Genomic DNA, 19010 nt, shown 5'->3' with positions numbered 1-19010 from the left:
TTAGTCCTTCTTCAAGTGTTTTTCAAGGATCGCATAGCGTTCGTTTTCAATACGCTCAACCTCAGCAGCAGGAACATAGTAGTCCACTTTCTTCGTGAAAGAACTCACGATGAAGCTGATAATTGCCGCAATGAACGTAACGATTGCTAGCCACCAAATATGCCAGATTAATGCGAAGCCCATAACTGTAATAAACATTGCAATTATGAAACCTGCTGCACGGTTAGTTGGCATATGGACATCTTCATACTTCGTAGGACGGGCGTATGCAACACCATTTTCTTTGTCAGTCCAGAAAGTATCAATACCATTGATCTTTGGAAGGTGAGCAAAGTTATAGAACGGTGCTGGAGAAGAAGTCGCCCATTCAAGCGTACGACCATCCCATGGATCGCCTGTAAGGTCTAAACGTTGGTTGCGTTGTAAGAAACCAACCACGATCTGCATAACGAAGCAGAATAAACCGATAGCAATTAACACAGAACCGAAGAACGCGATTGCTAAGTATGGATCCCACTCAGGGTTGTCATAGGTATTCAAACGACGTGTCATACCCATGAAACCAAGGATATACAACGGCATGAATGCAAAGTAGAAACCGAAGAACCAGAACCAGAATGCTGCTTTACCCCAAGTCTCATTCAGTCTCCAACCAAACATTTTTGGCCAGTAGAAAATGATACCTGCGAACATCGCGAATACAACACCACCAATAATTACGTTATGGAAGTGAGCAATCAAGAATAAAGAGTTGTGTACTAGGAAGTCCGCTGGTGGAACTGCCATCAATACACCTGTTAAACCACCGATACCAAAAGTCACAAGGAAGCCAAGTGTCCATAGCATTGGGGTAGTGTAGGTAATACGACCCTTGTACATAGTGAATAACCAAGAGAAGATTTTCACACCAGTAGGAATCGCAATAATCATGGTCATGATACCGAAGAACGCGTTAACGTTGGCACCTGCACCCATGGTAAAGAAGTGGTGAACCCATACAACAAGTGATAACACACCAATTGCAACAGTTGCGTACACCATTGATTTGTAACCGAACAACGTTTTGCGCGCAAAAGTCGCAGTTACTTCTGAGTAAATACCGAATGCTGGTAATACTAAGATATATACTTCTGGGTGACCCCATGTCCAAATCAAGTTTACATACAACATTGGGCTACCACCCATGTCGTTGGTAAAGAAGTGGAAACCGAAGTAACGGTCAAGCGTTAACATCGCAAGTGTCGCAGTTAAAACTGGGAAAGTTGCGATGATAAGTACCGAAGTAACTAATGCTGTCCAAGTGAAAATAGGCATGTCCATAAGTTTCATGCCAGGCGCACGCATTTTGATGATGGTAACGAAGAAGTTAACACCAGTAAGAAGCGTACCTAGACCAGAAACCTGAATTGCCCAAATATAGTAGTCAACACCAACACCTGGAGAGTATTCGATACCTGATAGAGGAGGATAAGCCATCCAACCTGTCGCAGCGAACTCACCTAATGCTAGTGAAACCATCATTAAACCTGCAGCACCAGCAAATAACCAGAAGCTTAATGAGTTTAATAATGGGAAGGCTACGTCACGAGCACCAATCTGTAATGGTACAGAGATGTTCATTAAGCCAACAACAAGACCCATTGCCACGAAGAAGATCATGATTACACCGTGTGCGGTGAAAATCTGGTCATAGTGTTCTGGGTGTAAATAGCCTTCGCCGCCACCTTTTGCAAGGAACTGCTGAAGACGCATCATGATCGCATCGGCGAAACCACGCACCAGCATGATCACAGATACGAAGATATACATGATACCAATTTTTTTATGGTCTACAGATGTGAACCATTCGTTCCACAGGTAGCCCCATTTTTTGAAGTAGGTAATACCAGCAACAACTGCGATACCACCCAAGATCATCATTGCAACAGTTGCCAATACGATTGGATCGTAAGGAATTGCATCTGGACCTAACTTACCTAAGAAGCTCATGTCTTATTCTCCTTGAGAAGCAGTCGCATGTTCAACAGCTACATGAGCTTCAGAAGCAGCAGCTTCGTCGTGAGCAACAGCATCACTTGCTGCAGCTTCTACAGGAGCTGAGTGGTCAGCACCATGGTAGTTACTCATATAGTTGTGAATCACAGATTCAAACAAGCCAGGCTCTACAGAAGAGTAATAAGTCACAGGATGTGGCTGAGTCTTATATGGGCCTTCTTTAAGCGCTGTTTCAGCAAGTTTTTTCTCTAAATCTGTTCTTGCATTACGAACCATTGCATCAATTTGTTTTTGTGAACGGTTACCGTCACGTAAGGTCGCAAATTCAGCTTGGTCTAGAACAGTTTTTTGAACTGCTACAGGGTTCACTGAAGTACCGTTACCTGATTGAACTGCAGAAACCCATTCAGCAAATTGAGCATCAGTCACAGAATGTGCACGGAAGCGCATTTGCGAGAAACCATAACCTGAGTAGTTAGACGAGAAACCACGGAATTCGCCCGTGTTGTCTGCTAAAATGTTCAAGTGAGTTTGCATACCCGCCATTGCATAAATCTGACCAGATAATGCAGGGATAAAGAACGAGTTCATTGTGAAGTTAGATGTTAAACGTAAGCTTACAGGCGTTTGCTCTGGGAAGCGTAATTCGTTAACAGTCGCAATGTTCTGTTCTGGGTAGATGAAGATCCATTTAAATTGTTCAGCAATAACTTGAACAGTTAAAGGCGCTTTTTCGGATTCTAGCGGACGGTAAGGGTCGTACTTGTGGGAACCCCACCAAGTTAACCAAGCTAAAATACCAATAATAATAACAGGTATACCCCAAACCACGATTTCAATCGCAGTAGAGTGTGCCCATGTTGGTTTATAGTCTGCATCTTTATTTGATGCGCGATATTTCCAACCAAACCATAATGCCATGATGATTGAAGGAATCACCACTAATAGCATCAAGTAGATCGCAGTCATCATCAGGTTCGATTGACCTTCAGCAACTGGACCTTGCGAGTTTAGAAGTACCATATCACCACCACACCCGGTTAAGAGTGCAGCCATCGTAGATAAAGACAATACAGCTAAAATCGTTTGTCTCATTTTACAACCTCGGTGAAGAGTCCCATTCCCTAATTTAATTATGGGATAGCGATTATAGTGTCGCATGATTGATAAGTATTTTTTTTGACGCAAAAATCCTTGTCAATCATGATACACCGCTACGTTGTAGGGCATTATGCCTGATATCGACAAACTAAGCTACTCAAAAAGCAGCTTTAAATGACTGTAATAAAAACCGATTTTTTCACTCGGAATTATTTGTGTTAATTATAATTTATTTGTATTAATCAATATTATAATGAAAAGGGATGATCGATCATCCCTCAATAAATAAAAATCAGATTATTGCTTTACGACTTTGGTTTTGGCGAGTTTATCGTGTAATGCTTGTCGTTTTGCAGTAAATGCAAAGCCATAATCTAAAATTGTAATAAAGGGCATAAACATCATATTCAAAATAATGAAAATGATAGAGCGAATGGTAAAAACACGCATTAAGCTAACTTTTTCATCGGTTTGGGCATCGACAATTTTAATTTTGGTTAGACGTTTGCCAATACTTTGTCCAGTTTTAGCCAATAGGAAGGCTTGTATGCCCAGCATAATGAGTAAATAAATTGCTATGGCTTGCCACGCTTGCATTGGAATCAACTGAAAGAGTTCGGCTTGCAATTGTATGGCTTGATCAGACGTTGAGGCTGCTTGCATTTTTTGTTGCAAGCCAGACAATTGTTCAAACTGGTCGGCATTTAAGAAAAAAGATGGAAGTGCTGCTGCAGGTAACCACAGCAACATATCTATAATTTTGGCTAAAGCACGTTGGTTAATGCTCGCTAATTCACTTTTTGTTGCCTGTATTCTTGAATTTGACGATGTTGAACTTGGTCGTGATGTATTTGTAGCCGTGTAATCTGTATTTTGAAAAGGTGAGTGTTCAGGGGCAGGTGGCGTGCTGACATAACTTTGTGGTTCATATACAAGTTTACCTTGGGTGAGTTCACCTAAAGCTTTCCATTCGCTCATGCCTTGGTGCCATGCCAAATCTGTCAGCAACACTTGTTGGCTGGCGAGCATTTGGTTGAGCTGCTCTAAGGTATATGGCCCAGCTTGTTGATTATTTCGTGCCAAGTAAATTTGCATAAATATAAAATCTCAAAAAATGAATTTGAAAAAAAACCCACGCAGGTGCATGGGTTTCTTTTAACACGTTTTATTACGCTTGTTGAGCTTTTTCTTCAGAAAGGAAGAACCAAGTGTCTAAAACAGAGTCTGGGTTTAAAGATACAGATTCAATACCTTGTTCCATTAACCAACGTGCTAGGTCAGGGTGATCTGAAGGACCTTGACCACAGATACCGACATATTTACCTGCTTTACGGCATGCATGAATTGCCATAGAAAGTAATGCTTTCACGGCTGGGTCTCGTTCATCAAATAGGTGAGAAACAATGCCCGAGTCACGGTCTAAACCAAGTGTTAACTGAGTTAAGTCGTTTGAACCGATAGAGAAACCATCGAAGTGCTCAAGGAATTGTTCAGCCAACAATGCGTTAGTTGGTAATTCACACATCATGATCACTTTAAGACCATTTTCACCACGTTTAAGACCGTTCAATTCCAATAACTCGATCACACGTTTTGCTTCAGCCACAGTACGCACAAATGGAATCATGATCTGTACATTGGTTAAGCCCATTTCGTCGCGTACTTTTTTCAAGGCACGGCATTCAAGCTCGAAGCAGTCACGGAAGTTGTCAGACACATAGCGACTTGCACCACGGAAGCCTAACATAGGGTTTTCTTCTTCAGGCTCGTATAACTTACCACCAATTAAGTTTGCATATTCGTTTGATTTGAAATCAGACATACGTACAATCACTGGTTTGTCAGCGAATGCAGCGGCAAGGGTAGAAATACCTTCAACCAATTTTTCTACATAGAATTCAATTGGAGATGAATAGCCTGCAGTTCGCGCCATGACTGCCGCACGTGTTTCACGTGGTAAGCTGTCAATGTTAAGCAATGCTTTTGGATGCACGCCAATCATACGGTTGATGATGAATTCTAAACGTGCAAGACCAATCCCTTCGTTTGGAATTTGGGCAAAGTCAAATGCGCGGTCTGGGTTACCTACGTTCATCATGATTTTGAACGGAAGTTTAGGCATAGATTCGATTGAGTTCTTTTGAACTTCAAAATCTAAAGCACCTTCATAAATGAAACCTGTGTCGCCTTCGGCACAAGAAACAGTAACTTCCTGACCATCAGTCAAGACTTCAGTTGCATTACCACAACCTACAATTGCAGGTACGCCTAATTCACGCGCAATAATTGCAGCGTGACAAGTACGACCACCACGGTTAGTGACAATTGCCGCAGCACGTTTCATTACTGGTTCCCAGTCTGGGTCAGTCATGTCTGAAACAAGTACGTCACCTTCCTGAACTTTGTCCATTTCTTTAATAGAACTAACAATGCGAACTTTACCAGAACCGATACGTTGACCAATTGAACGACCTTCACAAATGACCGTACCTTTTTGTTTTAAGAGGTAGCGTTCCATAGTGCCAACGTTTTCACGGCTTTTTACAGTTTCAGGGCGTGCTTGAACGATGTAGATTTGCCCGTCATCACCATCTTTTGCCCATTCAATATCCATAGGCGCTTGATAATGTTCTTCAATAATTAATGCTTGTTTTGCTAATTCTTGAAGTTCGTGATCATTTAAAGAGAATTGTTGGCGATCTTGTTTTTCAACATCGACCACAACCACAGATTTACCAGCTGCACCTTCTTCACCATAAATCATTTTTTGGTGTTTAGAGCCAAGGTTACGACGTAAAACTGAGTGTTTGCCTGCTTTTAATAAAGGCTTAGAAATATAGAATTCGTCTGGGTTGACCGCACCCTGAACCACCATTTCACCCAAGCCATAAGAAGATGTAATGAATACGGCATCACGGAAACCAGATTCTGTGTCTAGAGTAAACATGACCCCTGCAGCGCCAGTTTCTGAACGCACCATACGTTGTACGCCTGCAGACAAAGCAACGACATCGTGGTCAAAATTTTGGTGTACACGGTAAGAAATTGCGCGGTCGTTGTACAAAGATGCAAAAACTTCTTTAATGGCAATTAATACGTTGTCGATGCCACGGATGTTGAGGAATGTTTCTTGCTGACCTGCGAAAGATGCGTCTGGTAGATCTTCTGCAGTTGCAGATGAACGAACGGCAACCGCGATATTTGGGTTGCCGTTAGAGAGTGCTTCAAATGCAACTCGGATTTCTTGTTCTAGTGATGCAGTAAGCGGAGTGTCGACAATCCATTGACGAATTTTTGCACCAGTTTCAGCAAGCGCATTCACGTCATCTACATTGAGTGTTTTTAGCTCTGCTTTAATTTTAGCGTTTAGGCCACTCTGCTCGAGAAATTCACGATAAGCAGCAGCTGTTGTTGCAAAGCCACCTGGCACAGATACACCAGCATTAGATAAGTGGCTGATCATTTCGCCCAAAGATGAGTTTTTCCCACCCACAAGCTCAACATCGTGTTTCCCTAATTTTTCCAGACCAATTACGCGCGCTTCCAAAGTTGTTACTCCACTTTTGCAGTATTAATCACTATCTTGTCATGAAATTATAATAAATCTACTTAGCAATTTGGTTTTACTAAGCGACAGTCATGTAAGATCGGTTTACTATAAAGATTATATAGCACTAAGACAAATGTTTAAGGAGAATTTTAATGTCAGATGGTAAACAAATTAAGCGGAGTGTTTTTTTTATTTCCGATGGAACTGCAATTACGGCTGAAACCCTTGGACATTCACTCTTAGCGCAATTTCCAAATGTGGACTTTAATATTCATATTCATCCTTATATTACGTCTGAAGAAGCGGCTATGAATGTAGTGGCAGAGATTAATGCCAGAGCACAAATTGATGGTCAATTACCTTTGGTGTTTGATACCTTGGTTGACCAAGATGTGCGTGACATAATTAACACCGCCAAAGCGATTAATTTAGATGTATTTGAAGGCTTAATTAGTAAGCTTTCTGAAGAGCTAGGAACACCGCCAACCACTTTAGTTGGACAGACGCATGCCGTAACAGATTCTGAATCTTACAAGGCACGTATTGATGCGGTGCATTTTGCCTTAGATAACGATGATGGCGCACGTACACGTCATTACGACAAGGCCGATCTGATTCTGATTGGGGTGTCGCGTTCAGGTAAAACACCGACTTCCATCTACCTTTCTTTACAGTTCGGGATTCGTGTGGCGAACTATCCACTCACTGAAGAAGATCTAGATGACAACCGTTTGCCAGCTGTCTTAAAGCCGCATAAACATAAGTTATTTGGCTTGATGATTGATGCTGAACGCCTTGTGGCGATTCGTTCTGAACGTAAAGCCAATAGTCGTTATGCAAGTTTTAATCAATGTCAAATGGAATTGCGTGCGATTGAGGGTATTTATATTTCAGAAGGGATTAAATATTTAAATGTTTCAGAAATGTCGATTGAAGAAATTTCCACACGTGTTTTACAAATGACAGGTTTAAAACGTCGTATTGGTTAATGAAACTATATGTATTAAAAGAGTCAAAATTTTTATTTTGGCTCTTTTTTATTGGATTTAAATAGAATAAAAATCAAGCTGCTATTTATTTAAATGATAATGCTTTTAGTGTGACTTAAAATGTAGTGATAATGGTATCAATTATATGTTCTTGTCCATCAATACTATGCACACTATTCGCGCAGACTTTGACAATTGGCCAAGTAATCAAATGGCAATTTTCACGTTGTAAAGCTAAATAATAATGATCAGATTTGAAATAGTGTTGCTGGGTATCAGCAATGTTTGGTGTGAGTTGACGTTTGAGCCAGGTGTTTTTGACTTGAGCATCTAAAAAGCGCAAAGCCAAAATATTTTTGACGCGGTTATTAAACAAACGTCTATTTTTAAACACCAAAGGGTGGCTAATTAGACGATGGATACCACGCTCAGTACTTGGCAGGACAAAATGCGGTGCAATTTGAAAGACTTGAACAGATGTTGCCTGCTGACAAATTCTGTCGAGTTGTGCCACGCTGTCCTGATTTGTGCCAATAACTGCAACGCGTAAACCCGTGAAATCATGTTGTTTGATTTCAGTTGCAGGAATACATTCGCCTTGGAACTCTTGAAAATCTGTCAAACAGTTTTGAAAAGCGTGTCTATGAACGTCGTGTTTAGGACTGACCATGCTGAATCTCTTGATTTATTCATTTTATAAATTAGAACATTTGCTCTATTTTGTTGGGGCAATACTGTTTGGTAAAGTCTTTTGTGCAGGCGAGCCAGTCATTCCTAAAGATTGAAAATTAATTCGACTGAGATTTAAGAGGGGAAGAAAACAAGAAAATACAAATTTTTTGTAATTATAATTATTTACACTCTTAGTCAAAAGTTGGTAAGGGGGGTATTAATTTGTTGATAATAATAGCATTATTTTTAACACAAGCGGAGTTTGGTTTTATGATCCATGAATATGAATCTAAATCAATATTAGCGGCTTCACCCGCACCATAGGCAACTCTATCGCCATTTTTATACGTTTTATTATCTACGACTAATACATCATTTCTCGAATCCCAGTAAGCTGGTTGAGTCGCAAAAATAGGAAGAAAATTCGTCTGGTTTGCTGTGAAATACAAGCATTTTCCTTCAAGGGTAATGACTGCTTCGCTGTAGCTTGCATTACTCCCATGACCTGAATATTGTAGTTTTGGTATGATAATTTCTGTTTTATTATTAAATGATGCATTACAGCCTAGCACTGTGAACAAAGTGCCAAAGAAAACTGGTAGAAGCTTCTGTTTAAAAATTAACATATGATCCAATAATATCCTTTGAATTTAGTTACCTTACAGACCATGATATGGCTGTAAGGTGTGTTGAATCAATTAAATATTTTTCTTCATTTGCATGAGCAAATCAAAGTTGTGTAAGCGTTTTTCTGTGTCATAGATGTCGCAGGTAAAAATAAACTCATCGACATCATACTTTGCCAATAAGTTTTCCAATCCTGCTTTGACAGTCGCCTTAGAGCCAATTTGTGCCATGCCATAAAAACTATCGACTGACATTTTTTCTGCAGGCGACCATAAGCCATCCATACTTTTAACTGGAGCTTTGAGTTTTAGGCTTTGTCCACGCATTAAACCTAAAACACGCTGATAAGCGCTCGTTGCCAAAAATTCTGCTTCTTGGTCGGTATCTGCAACCACGGTGGGCACACCCATAGACACATAAGGTCGTTCTAAATATTCCGAAGGCTCAAAATTATCCCGATATAATTGAATAGCTTGACCAAGCATACGCGGGGCAAAGTGCGAGGCAAATGAGTAGGGTAGTCCTAATTTTGCGGCTAGCTGTGCGCTAAATAAACTTGAACCGAGCAACCATACAGGAACATGAGTACCTTGACCTGGGGTTGCCACAATACGTTGTTGTGGTTCAGCGTCTTTAAAATAATGAAGAATTTCTAAAACATCTTGCGGAAATTGATCTTCAGTTTCCTGGCGACCACGACGCAGCGCGCGCATAGTAACTTGATCTGTGCCTGGTGCACGACCTAAACCAAGTTCAATACGATTAGGATATAAAGTCGCTAAAGTTCCAAACTGTTCAGCGACCACTAACGGTGCGTGGTTGGGGAGCATAATACCACCAGAACCGAGTTTAATTTTTTGCGTATTTGCTAATAAATAACCCAAAAGCACAGCTGTTGCCGAGCTGGCAATGCCATCCATATTATGATGTTCTGCCAACCAAAAACGGTCATAGCCGAGTTGTTCTGCGTGTTGTGCTAATTCAAGTGCATGATGCAGCGAAAACTGTACTGACTGATCATCACGTACAGGTGCGAGCTCAAGAATGGCAAATTTTGTGTCTTGCAAGGAACGCATCATTTATTCCAGCTTGATAAAGAGAGTTTTATCATACGATGTTGCACTGGTTTTGTATATCGAATATTTTCGATATATGTGTGCGTCATGGGATATTGCCATTAAAAGTGTATGACATGCATATAAAAAGCATGCTTTGATATTTATCTAAGAAAGCTACCAGTAAATTAAAAGCACCCGGAGGTGCTGAAGAAGTTAAAAGTATCGCGAGTTATTAATGTCGTTTACCATTTTTATAATGACCTAAATGTAAGCCATTGTCTTTGCGATAACGGTCATTATAACGGTAGTCATTGTAACGATATCCACGGCTATCATAGCGGCGGTCATAACGATCATCGTAGCGTTTGTTGTCATAGCGGTCATCACGACGGTCTTCGCTAACTTTTTGACCTAATACAGCCCCACCTGCGGAACCGAGTCCTGCACCGATATAGCCACCACTGCTGCCTGACATATTGCGTCCGACACTGTATCCACCAGCACCACCTAAAGCAGCACCAATCATGGCACCATTACGATCACGTTTGTTGGCAGAAGCTGCTGCACCGCCTGCACCACCAATGGCTGAACCAATTATCGCGCCAGTTTGTCCGCCCATTTGCTGACCAATCGCAGCGCCGACAGCACCGCCCAAGGCGGAGCTTACAGCAACACGCGTATCGTTGGCATGTGCAGTACCCATAAGCAAGGCAGAACTTGCGATAACACTGCCCAATAAAACACGATTAAGTTTCATGCGGATGCTCCAAATATTTATCGATATGCTATGTAATGAATATATAGAACCAGATGGCAAAGATCGTGAAGGGTAATGAGGTCAATTTGCTATGTTTGGTAAAGATTTTGTAATTGAACTGCTAAATTTCTTCATATTGATTATGAATGGGTTTGAGTGGATATAAAAAAAAATTTATAAAAAAAGCATCAAATCTGTGTTGATGCTTTTTTTGCTGATCTATAGCAGGCTATATCTATTATTCAAGATTAACGACGGTTGCGTTTTTTCTTCCATTTACGTTCTTGGTAACGGTCATATTCTTTATCTTTTGAGATTTTATTGCCGAGTGCGGCACCACCGGCTGCACCTAAAGCTGAACCAATATATCCGCCATTAGTGCCGCCCATATTTTTACCTACGGTATAACCCGCACCGCCACCCAAAGCACCACCAATTGCAGATTCAGTACGATGACGTTTATTACTCGCCACAGCTGCACCACCTGCACCGCCTAATGCAGCACCTAGTGTTGCTCCAGTAGTACCGCCCATATTTTTACCAATTGCTGTACCTGCAACACTGCCTAAAGCACTGGCTGCGGCAACGCGCGTGGTATTGTCTGCATAGACGTTGGCACTGAGCATTGACGCTGTGGCTAAAGCTGCAGTCATTAACATTGCATTAAGTTTCATGTTGAACTCCATGTCCATTTATAGGACTTATTTGTGATCAATTTTGATGGGCTCAATTTAACAAAGTGCCAGGTTTAAAATGTGGAGAGCGCAGACGAGATTAGTGTGCTTTGGTGTGGGCTTTGTATGAGTTTGATTAATATTGCTAAAAAAATGTCCAAAAAAGAGCGTAACCCGCAGCATTTTTTGAACCATAAATTGGCCATAGCACACAACAGCATAATGTAGAAAGGCTATTCGAACTGAGCGGATGAGTATTTCAAACATTGTACAGACGTAATAATGATGTTATTTGAGAGGCAGAATCGGTAAACTATGCGCAATTTTTATTACGCTGTGCTGCGTGTTGCATGAAACAGCCTTTACATTGAGATATTTTATACAATGAAAGAATCGTTACGTTTACGATTAGATCAGCTTTCTGACCGGCATGAAGAGTTGACTGCTTTGTTGGCAGATGTCGAAGTGATTTCAGATAACAAGCGTTTTCGTCAATTATCACGTGAACACAGTGATTTAGAAGAAATTACGGCAGTGTGGTCGCAATACAGACAAGCCGAAGCCGATATTGAAACAGCTGAAGCGATGTTGTCTGATCCTGATTTTAATGAAATGGCGCAAGAAGAAATTAAAGACAATAAAGCGCTGATTCAGCAACTTGAAGCTGACTTAAATATTTTAATGATTCCCAAAGACCCGAATGATGCCAACTCGGCTTATTTGGAGATTCGCGCAGGGACAGGTGGCGATGAAGCCGCGATTTTTTCGGGCGACTTATTCCGCATGTATAGCAAATATGCAGAGAGTCAGGGCTGGAGAATCGAAATTTTATCTGAAAATGAAGGCGAACACGGCGGATATAAAGAAGTCATTTGCTTGGTGAATGGCGAAGGTGTATATGGCCGTTTGAAGTTTGAAAGTGGTGCGCATCGGGTGCAACGTGTTCCTGCGACTGAATCGCAAGGTCGTGTGCATACATCTGCATGTACCGTTGCAATTTTACCTGAAGTGGATGTAGATACTACGGTAGATATTAATCCTGCCGATTTACGAATTGACACCTATCGCGCGTCTGGTGCAGGTGGTCAGCACGTCAACAAAACTGACTCTGCAGTGCGTATTACCCACATTCCGACGGGTACTGTGGTGGAATGTCAGGAAGAGCGTTCACAGCATAAAAACAAAGCTAAAGCGATGGCGTTGTTGGCATCGCGTTTGGAAAATGCCAAACGTGCAGCAGCAGATGCAGCGACTTCGGAAATGCGTCGAGATTTGGTGGGTTCGGGTGACCGTTCTGAGCGTATTCGTACCTATAACTATCCGCAAGGACGTATAACAGATCATCGAATTAACCTGACTTTATATAAGTTGGATGCGGTGATGGATGGCGATTTAACTGAATTGTTAGATAGTCTACATCGTGAATATCAGGCAGATCAGTTGGCGATGCTTGCACAGCAAAACGGTGGCTAATGAATATTGCACAAGCCTTGGCACTACGTGGTGAAGTCGATAGTTACGAGCGTCAAGAAAATATTTGGTTGCTAGAGCATTTTTTAGGACTGAGTGCGCTTGAATTAAAATACCGTGTAGATCAGGAATTGAGTGCCGCGCAAGAGCAGATGTATGTGCAGGCTTTGGTACGTATAGCAGCAGGCGAGCCTTTGGCGTATATCACAGGTTCACAGCCTTTTTGGACACTGGATTTAAAAGTCACGCACGATACTTTGGTGCCACGCCCTGACACTGAGGTTTTGGTCGAATCTGTATTGGCTTTGTCATTACAACGTCATGCTGTAATTGTCGATTTAGGCACAGGTACAGGGGCAGTCGCTTTGGCTTTGGCATCTGAACGTCCAGATTGGCAAGTCACAGCAACCGATATTTACCCGCCAACGCTTACAGTTGCCCAAGAAAATGCAAGTAAATATGCTTTAAATCAGGTGCAATTTGCCTGTGGTGCATGGTTTGAGGCATTAGGTTCTGAAGTTGAGCCACGTTTTGATTTGATCGTCTCTAATCCACCGTATATAGATGCTAATGATGCTCACATGCCTGCTTTGGCAGCAGAGCCTGAACGTGCTTTGGTAGCGGCAGATCAGGGTTTGGCAGATATTGTGCAGATTATTTCGCAGGGTAAGCACTGGCTGAAAGCAAATGGCTGGATTGCACTAGAGCATGGCTATGACCAAGCTTTAGCCGTGCAAGCGATTTTTGCAGAACACGGTTTTTCTGAAATTCGTACAGTCAAAGATTATGCAGGCAATGATAGGGTGACTTTGGCACAATGGCTTACTGGCTGATACTTTATAATCAGCTAAAAAATTATGAGATCTATTTCTCTGCTCACAAACATAGACCAATGACTAGCAGAGTCTAGGTGGAAGACTAATTTATGAACCTCAACTCAACTGATGTCAGCTTAGGTTGCCTTTCACTGCCAAAATTGCAGGCGGTAGTTCTTCGCCAAGTGAGCTAAGCATTTCTCGTTCAATTAAACGCACCATAGAGTTGAGTGGCAAATCATTGTCTTGCAAGCCAAAAGGTTCTTCAAGTTGTTCGCTGAGTGCATCTAAACCTAAGAATAAATAGGCAATTAAACCCACTAAAATGGGTGTCCAGATTCCTAAACTGGCTTCTAAACTAAAAGGCAAAATAAAGCAGAAGCAATACACAGTGCGATGTAACAGAACCGAATAAGAAAAAGGCAAGGGGGTGCTGAGAATTCGATCACAACCTGCTTGCACATTACCTAATTCAACAATGTGTTGATTTAAGCCTTGATAAATAATGTCGGAAATTTCACCTGTTTTAAGTGCGCTGACTAACTCTTTTTGAACACTTTCCAATATAAACTGTGGGGCATTAATATGAGGAAATAATGTTTCATAATCTGCAGGTGTGAGATTAACTTTATTTTGGTAGAAATCGATGGGTTGGTTTTGATTGCGTAAACGGTTGCGCAATAAATTGCAAAATAGCATGACCCGATACATCAAAACTCGACGTTGCTGAGCTGGCAATACATATGAGTCACGAGATATATGCCGTGATGTTGCAATTAACGTTCCCCATAATTTTCGACCTTCCCACCAACGTTCATAACTAGCGTTATTTCTAAAACTGAGGAAAATCGACAAAATGATCCCGAAAATAGTAAAGCCAATAGCAGGTACGCTAGGCACTTGAAAAAAGTGGTGAGAAGACAAATACACTAAGAGCGTAGAAAGGATGACCACAATTGCAAGTGCAGGTAAGACCGTGGGCAAAATTGTCCCATACCATGCAAACAGGAGAGAAAGGCTGTTGTTTTTATTGCGAATAATCATCTTGATCCATCCTTAAATCCACCCTTAGTGTTTCATAGACAAACAACACTTGGCAAGTTGACAACCAGCTTTTGATTTAAAAAGCAGCAAGCGGCGTAAAGTCAATTTTTCTTATTCATTATTGCAGCGACAATAAAAAAGTGATGCCATCAAGACATCACTTTTTAAATACTTACAGCAATTAAATGCTTAAAATATTAGTTTACATCGGATAATCTAGCAAACAGTCAGGAATTTCAACTTGTGCCAAACTGTCTGTTTCCAAAGCTAGGCATAGCGCAACAATTTTAGCAGTATCGCACAGGTGTTCATCTTTGAGTGCTAAACCAGCTTGTAAAGATTGTAAATCTTCTTGGCAAATATCTAGGGCTTGCGCTGCTTCAAGTGCATCTTCACGTTTGAAAAATGCAGACATGACATTGCGTAACTGTTCTTCTGAGGTATTTAGAATACTTTGATTGAGTAATTCATCTAATTGGTCAGAAGCTTGGTTGAGGGAGTGAGAGAAATTTTGAACTAGATTGTGTTCAAGTACATCTATCATCTTAAGCATGGGGAAATCTCCAAAGATGCTCGTACATTTAATATTACAGGGGAGTATGACAGCCGAATTGCATAAAACTTATGCTATAAATTGATTGAAAAGTAAACTATATTTAATTCTTTGGCAATGCTGCGCCGATGAACGTTCAGTTCACTGCCAAACCTTGAAATCACAGCGATGAGTTTTCTTTTATCATTAAGTTGTTTGTAAAATACATAAAATAGTGTGTTGGTAGTAGGTGACAATACATGTAATTATGATCTTTCAGTTATGAGTTTTCAGTATATTGTCGATATGCACTAGGATTGACGCCTGTCCATTTTTTAAAAGCACGATGAAAAGCACTAGGATCATGGAAATTTAATTGATCGCTAATTTCCTGAAGTGATTGTTGGGTTTTGCTCAATAATTCAATTGCCGTATCTCGACGTATCTCATTTTTTAATTGCTGATAACTAGTGCCTTCCTGCTTTAAATGTCGTTGGAACGTCGCTTCAGACATATTGAAGTGTTTGGTTAATTCGTTCAATTCTAACCATTCGCTTGGCGGCAATCGCATTAATTGTTTGCGAATTTTATGACTCAGTGCATGCGGGTTTTTATAACGCACTAAAAGGTTAAAAGGCGTTTGTTTTAAAAAGCGTTTCCAGCTTTTTTTATCCTGTTTGATTTTTAAATCAAGATGTTTCGCCTCAAAATAAATTTTATGCGCAGTACATGCATATTCAATTTGATCACAGAAACGGACACGATAATCAGCATCATCCTGAGGGGCAGCACATTTGAGTTGCATGTTTAAAATAGCGATACGTTGTCCTGTCAGCCAGCACATTAAGCTATGAATCAGCATTAAATAAGTGGCATAACTAAACATTGGTTTCACTTGATATTTATCGTGAATGGTTAAGATTGCATACTCGCTATCTACGTTTAATTCACCTGAAAAATCATCCAATATTAAATTAAAGAAATTTAAAATGTCCTGTAATGCAGCCTTTAAATGTTCCGCTTGGTACACCCATTTCGACAAGAGCTGATAACTGCCACGACGCATCGCATGGCTGTCCATGCCAAAAAATTCATCATCCATGGCATCTGCCAGTGCAATCCACAATTGTCCATATTGCAGAATTGACACCCGCGCTTTGTTGGAATGTAACAGCTCTACGGGAATACCCGCCGTCTGCAAAATCGTATGCGTATCCATACCGCGTTGCTGTGCAGCCTGCAAAGCTTCATGGACTAAAGCAATTGAAATAGTACCTTTGCTGTAAGCGAGCTGAGTTGCATTCATGGGGTGGCGCGGTATTCCATTTACAAGTTGAGTGTTCAAATACATCATAGTCGATGCAGGGTTTGGAAATTGTACTCTAGCTTGAGTGTGATTAATCTGCTTCTTAAGTTGTTTCAAACTGAAAATTTATAAGGAAAATAAAATGAAAATTCAAGGAAAAGTCTGTGTGGTCACGGGTGGTGCATCGGGTTTAGGCGCTGCGACTGCACAACATTTAGTTGCGCAAGGTGCAAAAGTCATTTTGGTTGATATGAATCAAGAGCTTGGGCAGCAACTTCAACAGCAATTGGGCGAAAATGCAGAGTTTATAGCTGTAGATGTGACCGATGAAAACCAAGTACAGCAGCTTTTTAATCATATTGAGCAAAAATACGGACAGTTAAATGGTTTGGTGAATTGTGCAGGCATTGCACCATCTGCAAAAGTCTTGGGGCGTGATGGTTTGCATGATTTGGCGATGTTCCAAAAAGTGCTGAATATTAATGTCACGGGCAGTTTTAATATGATCCGTTTTGCGGCACAACTTATGTCGAAATATGACTTAGCCGCCGATGAAGAAGAACGTGGCGTGATTGTGAATACTGCTTCTGTTGCTGCATTTGATGGGCAAATTGGACAAAGTGCGTATTCTGCATCAAAAGGCGCAATTGTGGGGATGACATTGCCTTTGGCGCGTGAACTGGCACGTGAAGCCATTCGGGTCATGACGATTGCCCCCGGTATTATGGAAACCCCAATGCTGAAAGCATTGCCACAGCAAGTACAAGATGCTTTAGGGCAAATGGTGCCATTTCCACCACGTTTGGCAAAGCCTGAAGAATTTGCGCAATTGGTAGGACATATTTTTGAAAATGGCTATTTAAACGGTGAAGTGATTCGTTTGGATGGTGCAATTCGTATGCAGCCGAAGTAAGCAGTGACGATGCTGCACTCAACCAATAGCCTAAGTAAACACGTTTAAGCATTGAAAATTTGATATGAAACGTTGCAGCAATATATAACAAGGGTGTTGCGCGCATTCCTGACAAAAACAACATTTACCATATACACAGAGGGTCACCATGATTTTAAGCCATGAACAAAAAATGATTCAGGATATGCTGCGCAGTTATGCTCAGGAAAAGCTAAAACCTACTGCAGCGGCACGTGACAAAACTGCAGAATTTCCTGCAAAAGAGTTAAAAGAACTCGGTGAACTAGGCGCATTAGGCATGACCGTTGCAGAAGAATGGGGCGGTGCAGGTTTAGATTATGTATCTCTCGTTCTAGCCTTAGAAGAAATTGCTGCGGGTGATGGCGCAATTTCAACCATTGTGAGTGTGCAAAATTCATTGCCATGCGGAATTACACAACGCTATGGCACAGAAGCGCAAAAACAAAAATACTTAACGAAACTAGCAACAGGCGAATGGTTAGGCTGCTTTTGTTTAACAGAACCACAAGTCGGCTCCGATGCTAGTGCGATTGAATGTAAAGCTGAAAAAGATGGCGATGTATGGGTGTTAAATGGCACCAAACAGTTTATCACCACAGGTAAATATGCTGATATCGCTTTGGTCTTTGCTGTCACGGACAAAACTGCGGGTAAAAAAGGGATTTCCTGCTTTTTAGTTCCGACGAACACCCCAGGTTATATCGTGGCACGCTTAGAGGACAAAATGGGACAACATTGTTCTGATACCGCCACCATTGTGTTAGAAAACTGCCGTATTCCTGCAGAAAACTTATTGGGACAAAAAGGAGAAGGTTACAAAATTGCGCTGTCTAATTTGGAATCGGGACGTATTGGCATTGCCGCACAATCGGTGGGTATGGCACGAGCAGCTTTAGATGCAGCCGTGGACTATGCCAATGAACGCAAAGCCTTTGGGGTTGAAATTGTGCAACATCAGGCAGTCGCTTTTCGTTTGGCTGATATGGCAACACAGATTGAAGCAGCACGACAGCTTATTTTACATGCCGCAAGTCTTAAAGACGCAGGCTTGCCGTGTTTAAAAGAAGCATCTATGGCTAAACTTTTTGCTTCAACTATGGCAGAGCGTGTCTGTTCAGATGCGATTCAAATACATGGCGGATATGGCTATGTATCTGACTTCCCAGTTGAACGTATTTACCGCGATGTGCGCGTGAGCCAAATTTATGAAGGTGCATCCGATATTCAGCGTTTGGTAATTGCACGTGAAGTGACCAAGCGTTAAAGCTGCGTACCCAACACTTTAGTCGGTGTCCAAAGCTGGCAATGTCATTGCAGGATATGGAAATTGAGTAAATGTCTAAATCATGTTTAGCTAACTTGATTGAAAAATACGCGAAGATCATGTAGTGATTGCATCGCATGATCGACTTCATCACATCAAACCCAATGAAATTTTAAAGAGCGATTCAATCCCAACTTGTAAAAAACGGTTAAAACAATAACG

At 41.2% G+C, this 19010-nt stretch carries 17 protein-coding genes; 5 read left to right on the top strand and 12 right to left on the bottom strand.

Features of this window, described 5'->3' with window-relative positions; all coding sequences use genetic code 11:
* From cyoB to ppsA, 4 genes are all read right to left on the bottom strand, one after another.
* Complete coding sequence (gene cyoB, locus AC0T5Z_RS07975) at positions 1 to 1989, bottom strand: cytochrome o ubiquinol oxidase subunit I (RefSeq protein WP_435337214.1); 1989 nt, start codon at positions 1987 to 1989, stop codon at positions 1 to 3.
* Positions 1990 to 1992: 3 nt separating this feature from the next.
* On the bottom strand, positions 1993 to 3090 hold the full coding sequence (gene cyoA / locus AC0T5Z_RS07970; protein WP_291337921.1) for a ubiquinol oxidase subunit II: 1098 nt from the start codon (positions 3088 to 3090) through the stop codon (positions 1993 to 1995).
* Between the two features lie 303 nt (positions 3091 to 3393).
* Complete coding sequence (locus AC0T5Z_RS07965) at positions 3394 to 4191, bottom strand: RDD family protein (protein WP_291337919.1); 798 nt, start codon at positions 4189 to 4191, stop codon at positions 3394 to 3396.
* Positions 4192 to 4264: 73 nt separating this feature from the next.
* Positions 4265 to 6643, bottom strand: coding sequence for a phosphoenolpyruvate synthase (gene ppsA / locus AC0T5Z_RS07960; protein ID WP_435337215.1), 2379 nt, complete (start codon positions 6641 to 6643; stop codon positions 4265 to 4267).
* 155 nt (positions 6644 to 6798) lie between these two features.
* Here ppsA and ppsR point away from each other — a divergent pair, with 155 nt between their 5' ends.
* Entirely contained in the window at positions 6799 to 7635 is an 837-nt protein-coding gene (gene ppsR, locus AC0T5Z_RS07955; RefSeq protein ID WP_291337916.1) for a posphoenolpyruvate synthetase regulatory kinase/phosphorylase PpsR, read from the top strand.
* Positions 7636 to 7750: 115 nt separating this feature from the next.
* Here ppsR and AC0T5Z_RS07950 read toward each other — a convergent pair whose 3' ends face one another.
* The 5 genes from AC0T5Z_RS07950 to AC0T5Z_RS07930 all read right to left on the bottom strand — a co-directional run bounded on the left by AC0T5Z_RS07950 (position 7751) and on the right by AC0T5Z_RS07930 (position 11423).
* Positions 7751 to 8305, bottom strand: a complete 555-nt coding sequence (locus AC0T5Z_RS07950; protein WP_435337216.1) for an NAD(P)/FAD-dependent oxidoreductase — start codon at positions 8303 to 8305, stop codon at positions 7751 to 7753.
* Between the two features lie 193 nt (positions 8306 to 8498).
* Positions 8499 to 8933 carry a hypothetical protein gene (locus tag AC0T5Z_RS07945; protein WP_435337231.1) on the bottom strand — a complete coding sequence of 145 codons (435 nt, stop codon included), beginning with the start codon at positions 8931 to 8933 and terminating at the stop codon, positions 8499 to 8501.
* 72 nt (positions 8934 to 9005) lie between these two features.
* The gene (locus AC0T5Z_RS07940) at positions 9006 to 10010 is read right to left on the bottom strand and encodes an LLM class flavin-dependent oxidoreductase (RefSeq protein ID WP_291337911.1); all 1005 of its coding nucleotides are present in this window, start codon (positions 10008 to 10010) and stop codon (positions 9006 to 9008) included.
* A 214-nt stretch (positions 10011 to 10224) separates the two neighbouring features.
* Complete coding sequence (locus AC0T5Z_RS07935) at positions 10225 to 10749, bottom strand: hypothetical protein (protein WP_435337217.1); 525 nt, start codon at positions 10747 to 10749, stop codon at positions 10225 to 10227.
* A gap of 248 nt (positions 10750 to 10997) precedes the next feature.
* Positions 10998 to 11423 carry a glycine zipper domain-containing protein gene (locus AC0T5Z_RS07930; RefSeq protein WP_180008509.1) on the bottom strand — a complete coding sequence of 142 codons (426 nt, stop codon included), beginning with the start codon at positions 11421 to 11423 and terminating at the stop codon, positions 10998 to 11000.
* 384 nt (positions 11424 to 11807) lie between these two features.
* On the opposite strand from AC0T5Z_RS07930, the gene prfA reads away from it, so the two are divergent.
* Both prfA and prmC read left to right on the top strand, forming a co-directional pair.
* Positions 11808 to 12896 carry a peptide chain release factor 1 gene (gene prfA, locus AC0T5Z_RS07925; protein WP_435337218.1) on the top strand — a complete coding sequence of 363 codons (1089 nt, stop codon included), beginning with the start codon at positions 11808 to 11810 and terminating at the stop codon, positions 12894 to 12896.
* Positions 12896 to 13726, top strand: a complete 831-nt coding sequence (gene prmC / locus AC0T5Z_RS07920; protein ID WP_435337219.1) for a peptide chain release factor N(5)-glutamine methyltransferase — start codon at positions 12896 to 12898, stop codon at positions 13724 to 13726. The genes prfA and prmC overlap by 1 nt, the downstream gene beginning before the upstream one ends.
* Before the next feature lie 114 nt (positions 13727 to 13840).
* Here the strand turns inward: prmC and AC0T5Z_RS07915 are convergent, their stop codons facing one another.
* From AC0T5Z_RS07915 to AC0T5Z_RS07905, 3 genes are all read right to left on the bottom strand, one after another.
* On the bottom strand, positions 13841 to 14752 hold the full coding sequence (locus AC0T5Z_RS07915) for a bestrophin family protein (RefSeq protein WP_435337220.1): 912 nt from the start codon (positions 14750 to 14752) through the stop codon (positions 13841 to 13843).
* A 202-nt stretch (positions 14753 to 14954) separates the two neighbouring features.
* Positions 14955 to 15305 carry a hypothetical protein gene (locus tag AC0T5Z_RS07910; RefSeq protein WP_435337221.1) on the bottom strand — a complete coding sequence of 117 codons (351 nt, stop codon included), beginning with the start codon at positions 15303 to 15305 and terminating at the stop codon, positions 14955 to 14957.
* Between the two features lie 259 nt (positions 15306 to 15564).
* On the bottom strand, positions 15565 to 16590 hold the full coding sequence (locus AC0T5Z_RS07905) for an AraC family transcriptional regulator (RefSeq protein WP_435337222.1): 1026 nt from the start codon (positions 16588 to 16590) through the stop codon (positions 15565 to 15567).
* Positions 16591 to 16732: 142 nt separating this feature from the next.
* On the opposite strand from AC0T5Z_RS07905, the gene AC0T5Z_RS07900 reads away from it, so the two are divergent.
* Together AC0T5Z_RS07900 and AC0T5Z_RS07895 are read left to right on the top strand one after the other, a co-directional pair.
* Positions 16733 to 17503 carry a 3-hydroxyacyl-CoA dehydrogenase gene (locus AC0T5Z_RS07900; protein WP_435337223.1) on the top strand — a complete coding sequence of 257 codons (771 nt, stop codon included), beginning with the start codon at positions 16733 to 16735 and terminating at the stop codon, positions 17501 to 17503.
* A gap of 148 nt (positions 17504 to 17651) precedes the next feature.
* Positions 17652 to 18788, top strand: a complete 1137-nt coding sequence (locus AC0T5Z_RS07895) for an acyl-CoA dehydrogenase family protein (RefSeq protein WP_291337900.1) — start codon at positions 17652 to 17654, stop codon at positions 18786 to 18788.
* Positions 18789 to 19010 lie beyond the last annotated feature (222 nt).

This window comes from Acinetobacter pengchengensis, assembly GCF_982235305.1.
The sequence above is the reverse complement of the archived record's forward strand: the minus strand, read 5'-3'. Positions and strand labels throughout refer to the sequence as shown.

Bases quoted from the DNA above. Each gene is read 5' to 3' on its own strand.
- AC0T5Z_RS07965 (WP_291337919.1), bottom strand. From the start codon at position 4,191: ATGCAAATTTACTTGGCACGAAATAATCAACAAGCTGGGCCATATACC.
- AC0T5Z_RS07905 (WP_435337222.1), bottom strand. From the start codon at position 16,590: ATGAATGCAACTCAGCTCGCTTACAGCAAAGGTACTATTTCAATTGCT.
- AC0T5Z_RS07900 (WP_435337223.1), top strand. From the start codon at position 16,733: ATGAAAATTCAAGGAAAAGTCTGTGTGGTCACGGGTGGTGCATCGGGT.
- AC0T5Z_RS07935 (WP_435337217.1), bottom strand. From the start codon at position 10,749: ATGAAACTTAATCGTGTTTTATTGGGCAGTGTTATCGCAAGTTCTGCC.
- AC0T5Z_RS07930 (WP_180008509.1), bottom strand. From the start codon at position 11,423: ATGAAACTTAATGCAATGTTAATGACTGCAGCTTTAGCCACAGCGTCA.
- AC0T5Z_RS07895 (WP_291337900.1), top strand. From the start codon at position 17,652: ATGATTTTAAGCCATGAACAAAAAATGATTCAGGATATGCTGCGCAGT.
- AC0T5Z_RS07950 (WP_435337216.1), bottom strand. From the start codon at position 8,305: ATGGTCAGTCCTAAACACGACGTTCATAGACACGCTTTTCAAAACTGT.
- cyoB (WP_435337214.1), bottom strand. From the start codon at position 1,989: ATGAGCTTCTTAGGTAAGTTAGGTCCAGATGCAATTCCTTACGATCCA.
- AC0T5Z_RS07910 (WP_435337221.1), bottom strand. From the start codon at position 15,305: ATGCTTAAGATGATAGATGTACTTGAACACAATCTAGTTCAAAATTTC.
- AC0T5Z_RS07945 (WP_435337231.1), bottom strand. From the start codon at position 8,933: ATGTTAATTTTTAAACAGAAGCTTCTACCAGTTTTCTTTGGCACTTTG.
- prfA (WP_435337218.1), top strand. From the start codon at position 11,808: ATGAAAGAATCGTTACGTTTACGATTAGATCAGCTTTCTGACCGGCAT.
- prmC (WP_435337219.1), top strand. From the start codon at position 12,896: ATGAATATTGCACAAGCCTTGGCACTACGTGGTGAAGTCGATAGTTAC.
- AC0T5Z_RS07940 (WP_291337911.1), bottom strand. From the start codon at position 10,010: ATGCGTTCCTTGCAAGACACAAAATTTGCCATTCTTGAGCTCGCACCT.
- ppsR (WP_291337916.1), top strand. From the start codon at position 6,799: ATGTCAGATGGTAAACAAATTAAGCGGAGTGTTTTTTTTATTTCCGAT.
- AC0T5Z_RS07915 (WP_435337220.1), bottom strand. From the start codon at position 14,752: ATGATTATTCGCAATAAAAACAACAGCCTTTCTCTCCTGTTTGCATGG.
- cyoA (WP_291337921.1), bottom strand. From the start codon at position 3,090: ATGAGACAAACGATTTTAGCTGTATTGTCTTTATCTACGATGGCTGCA.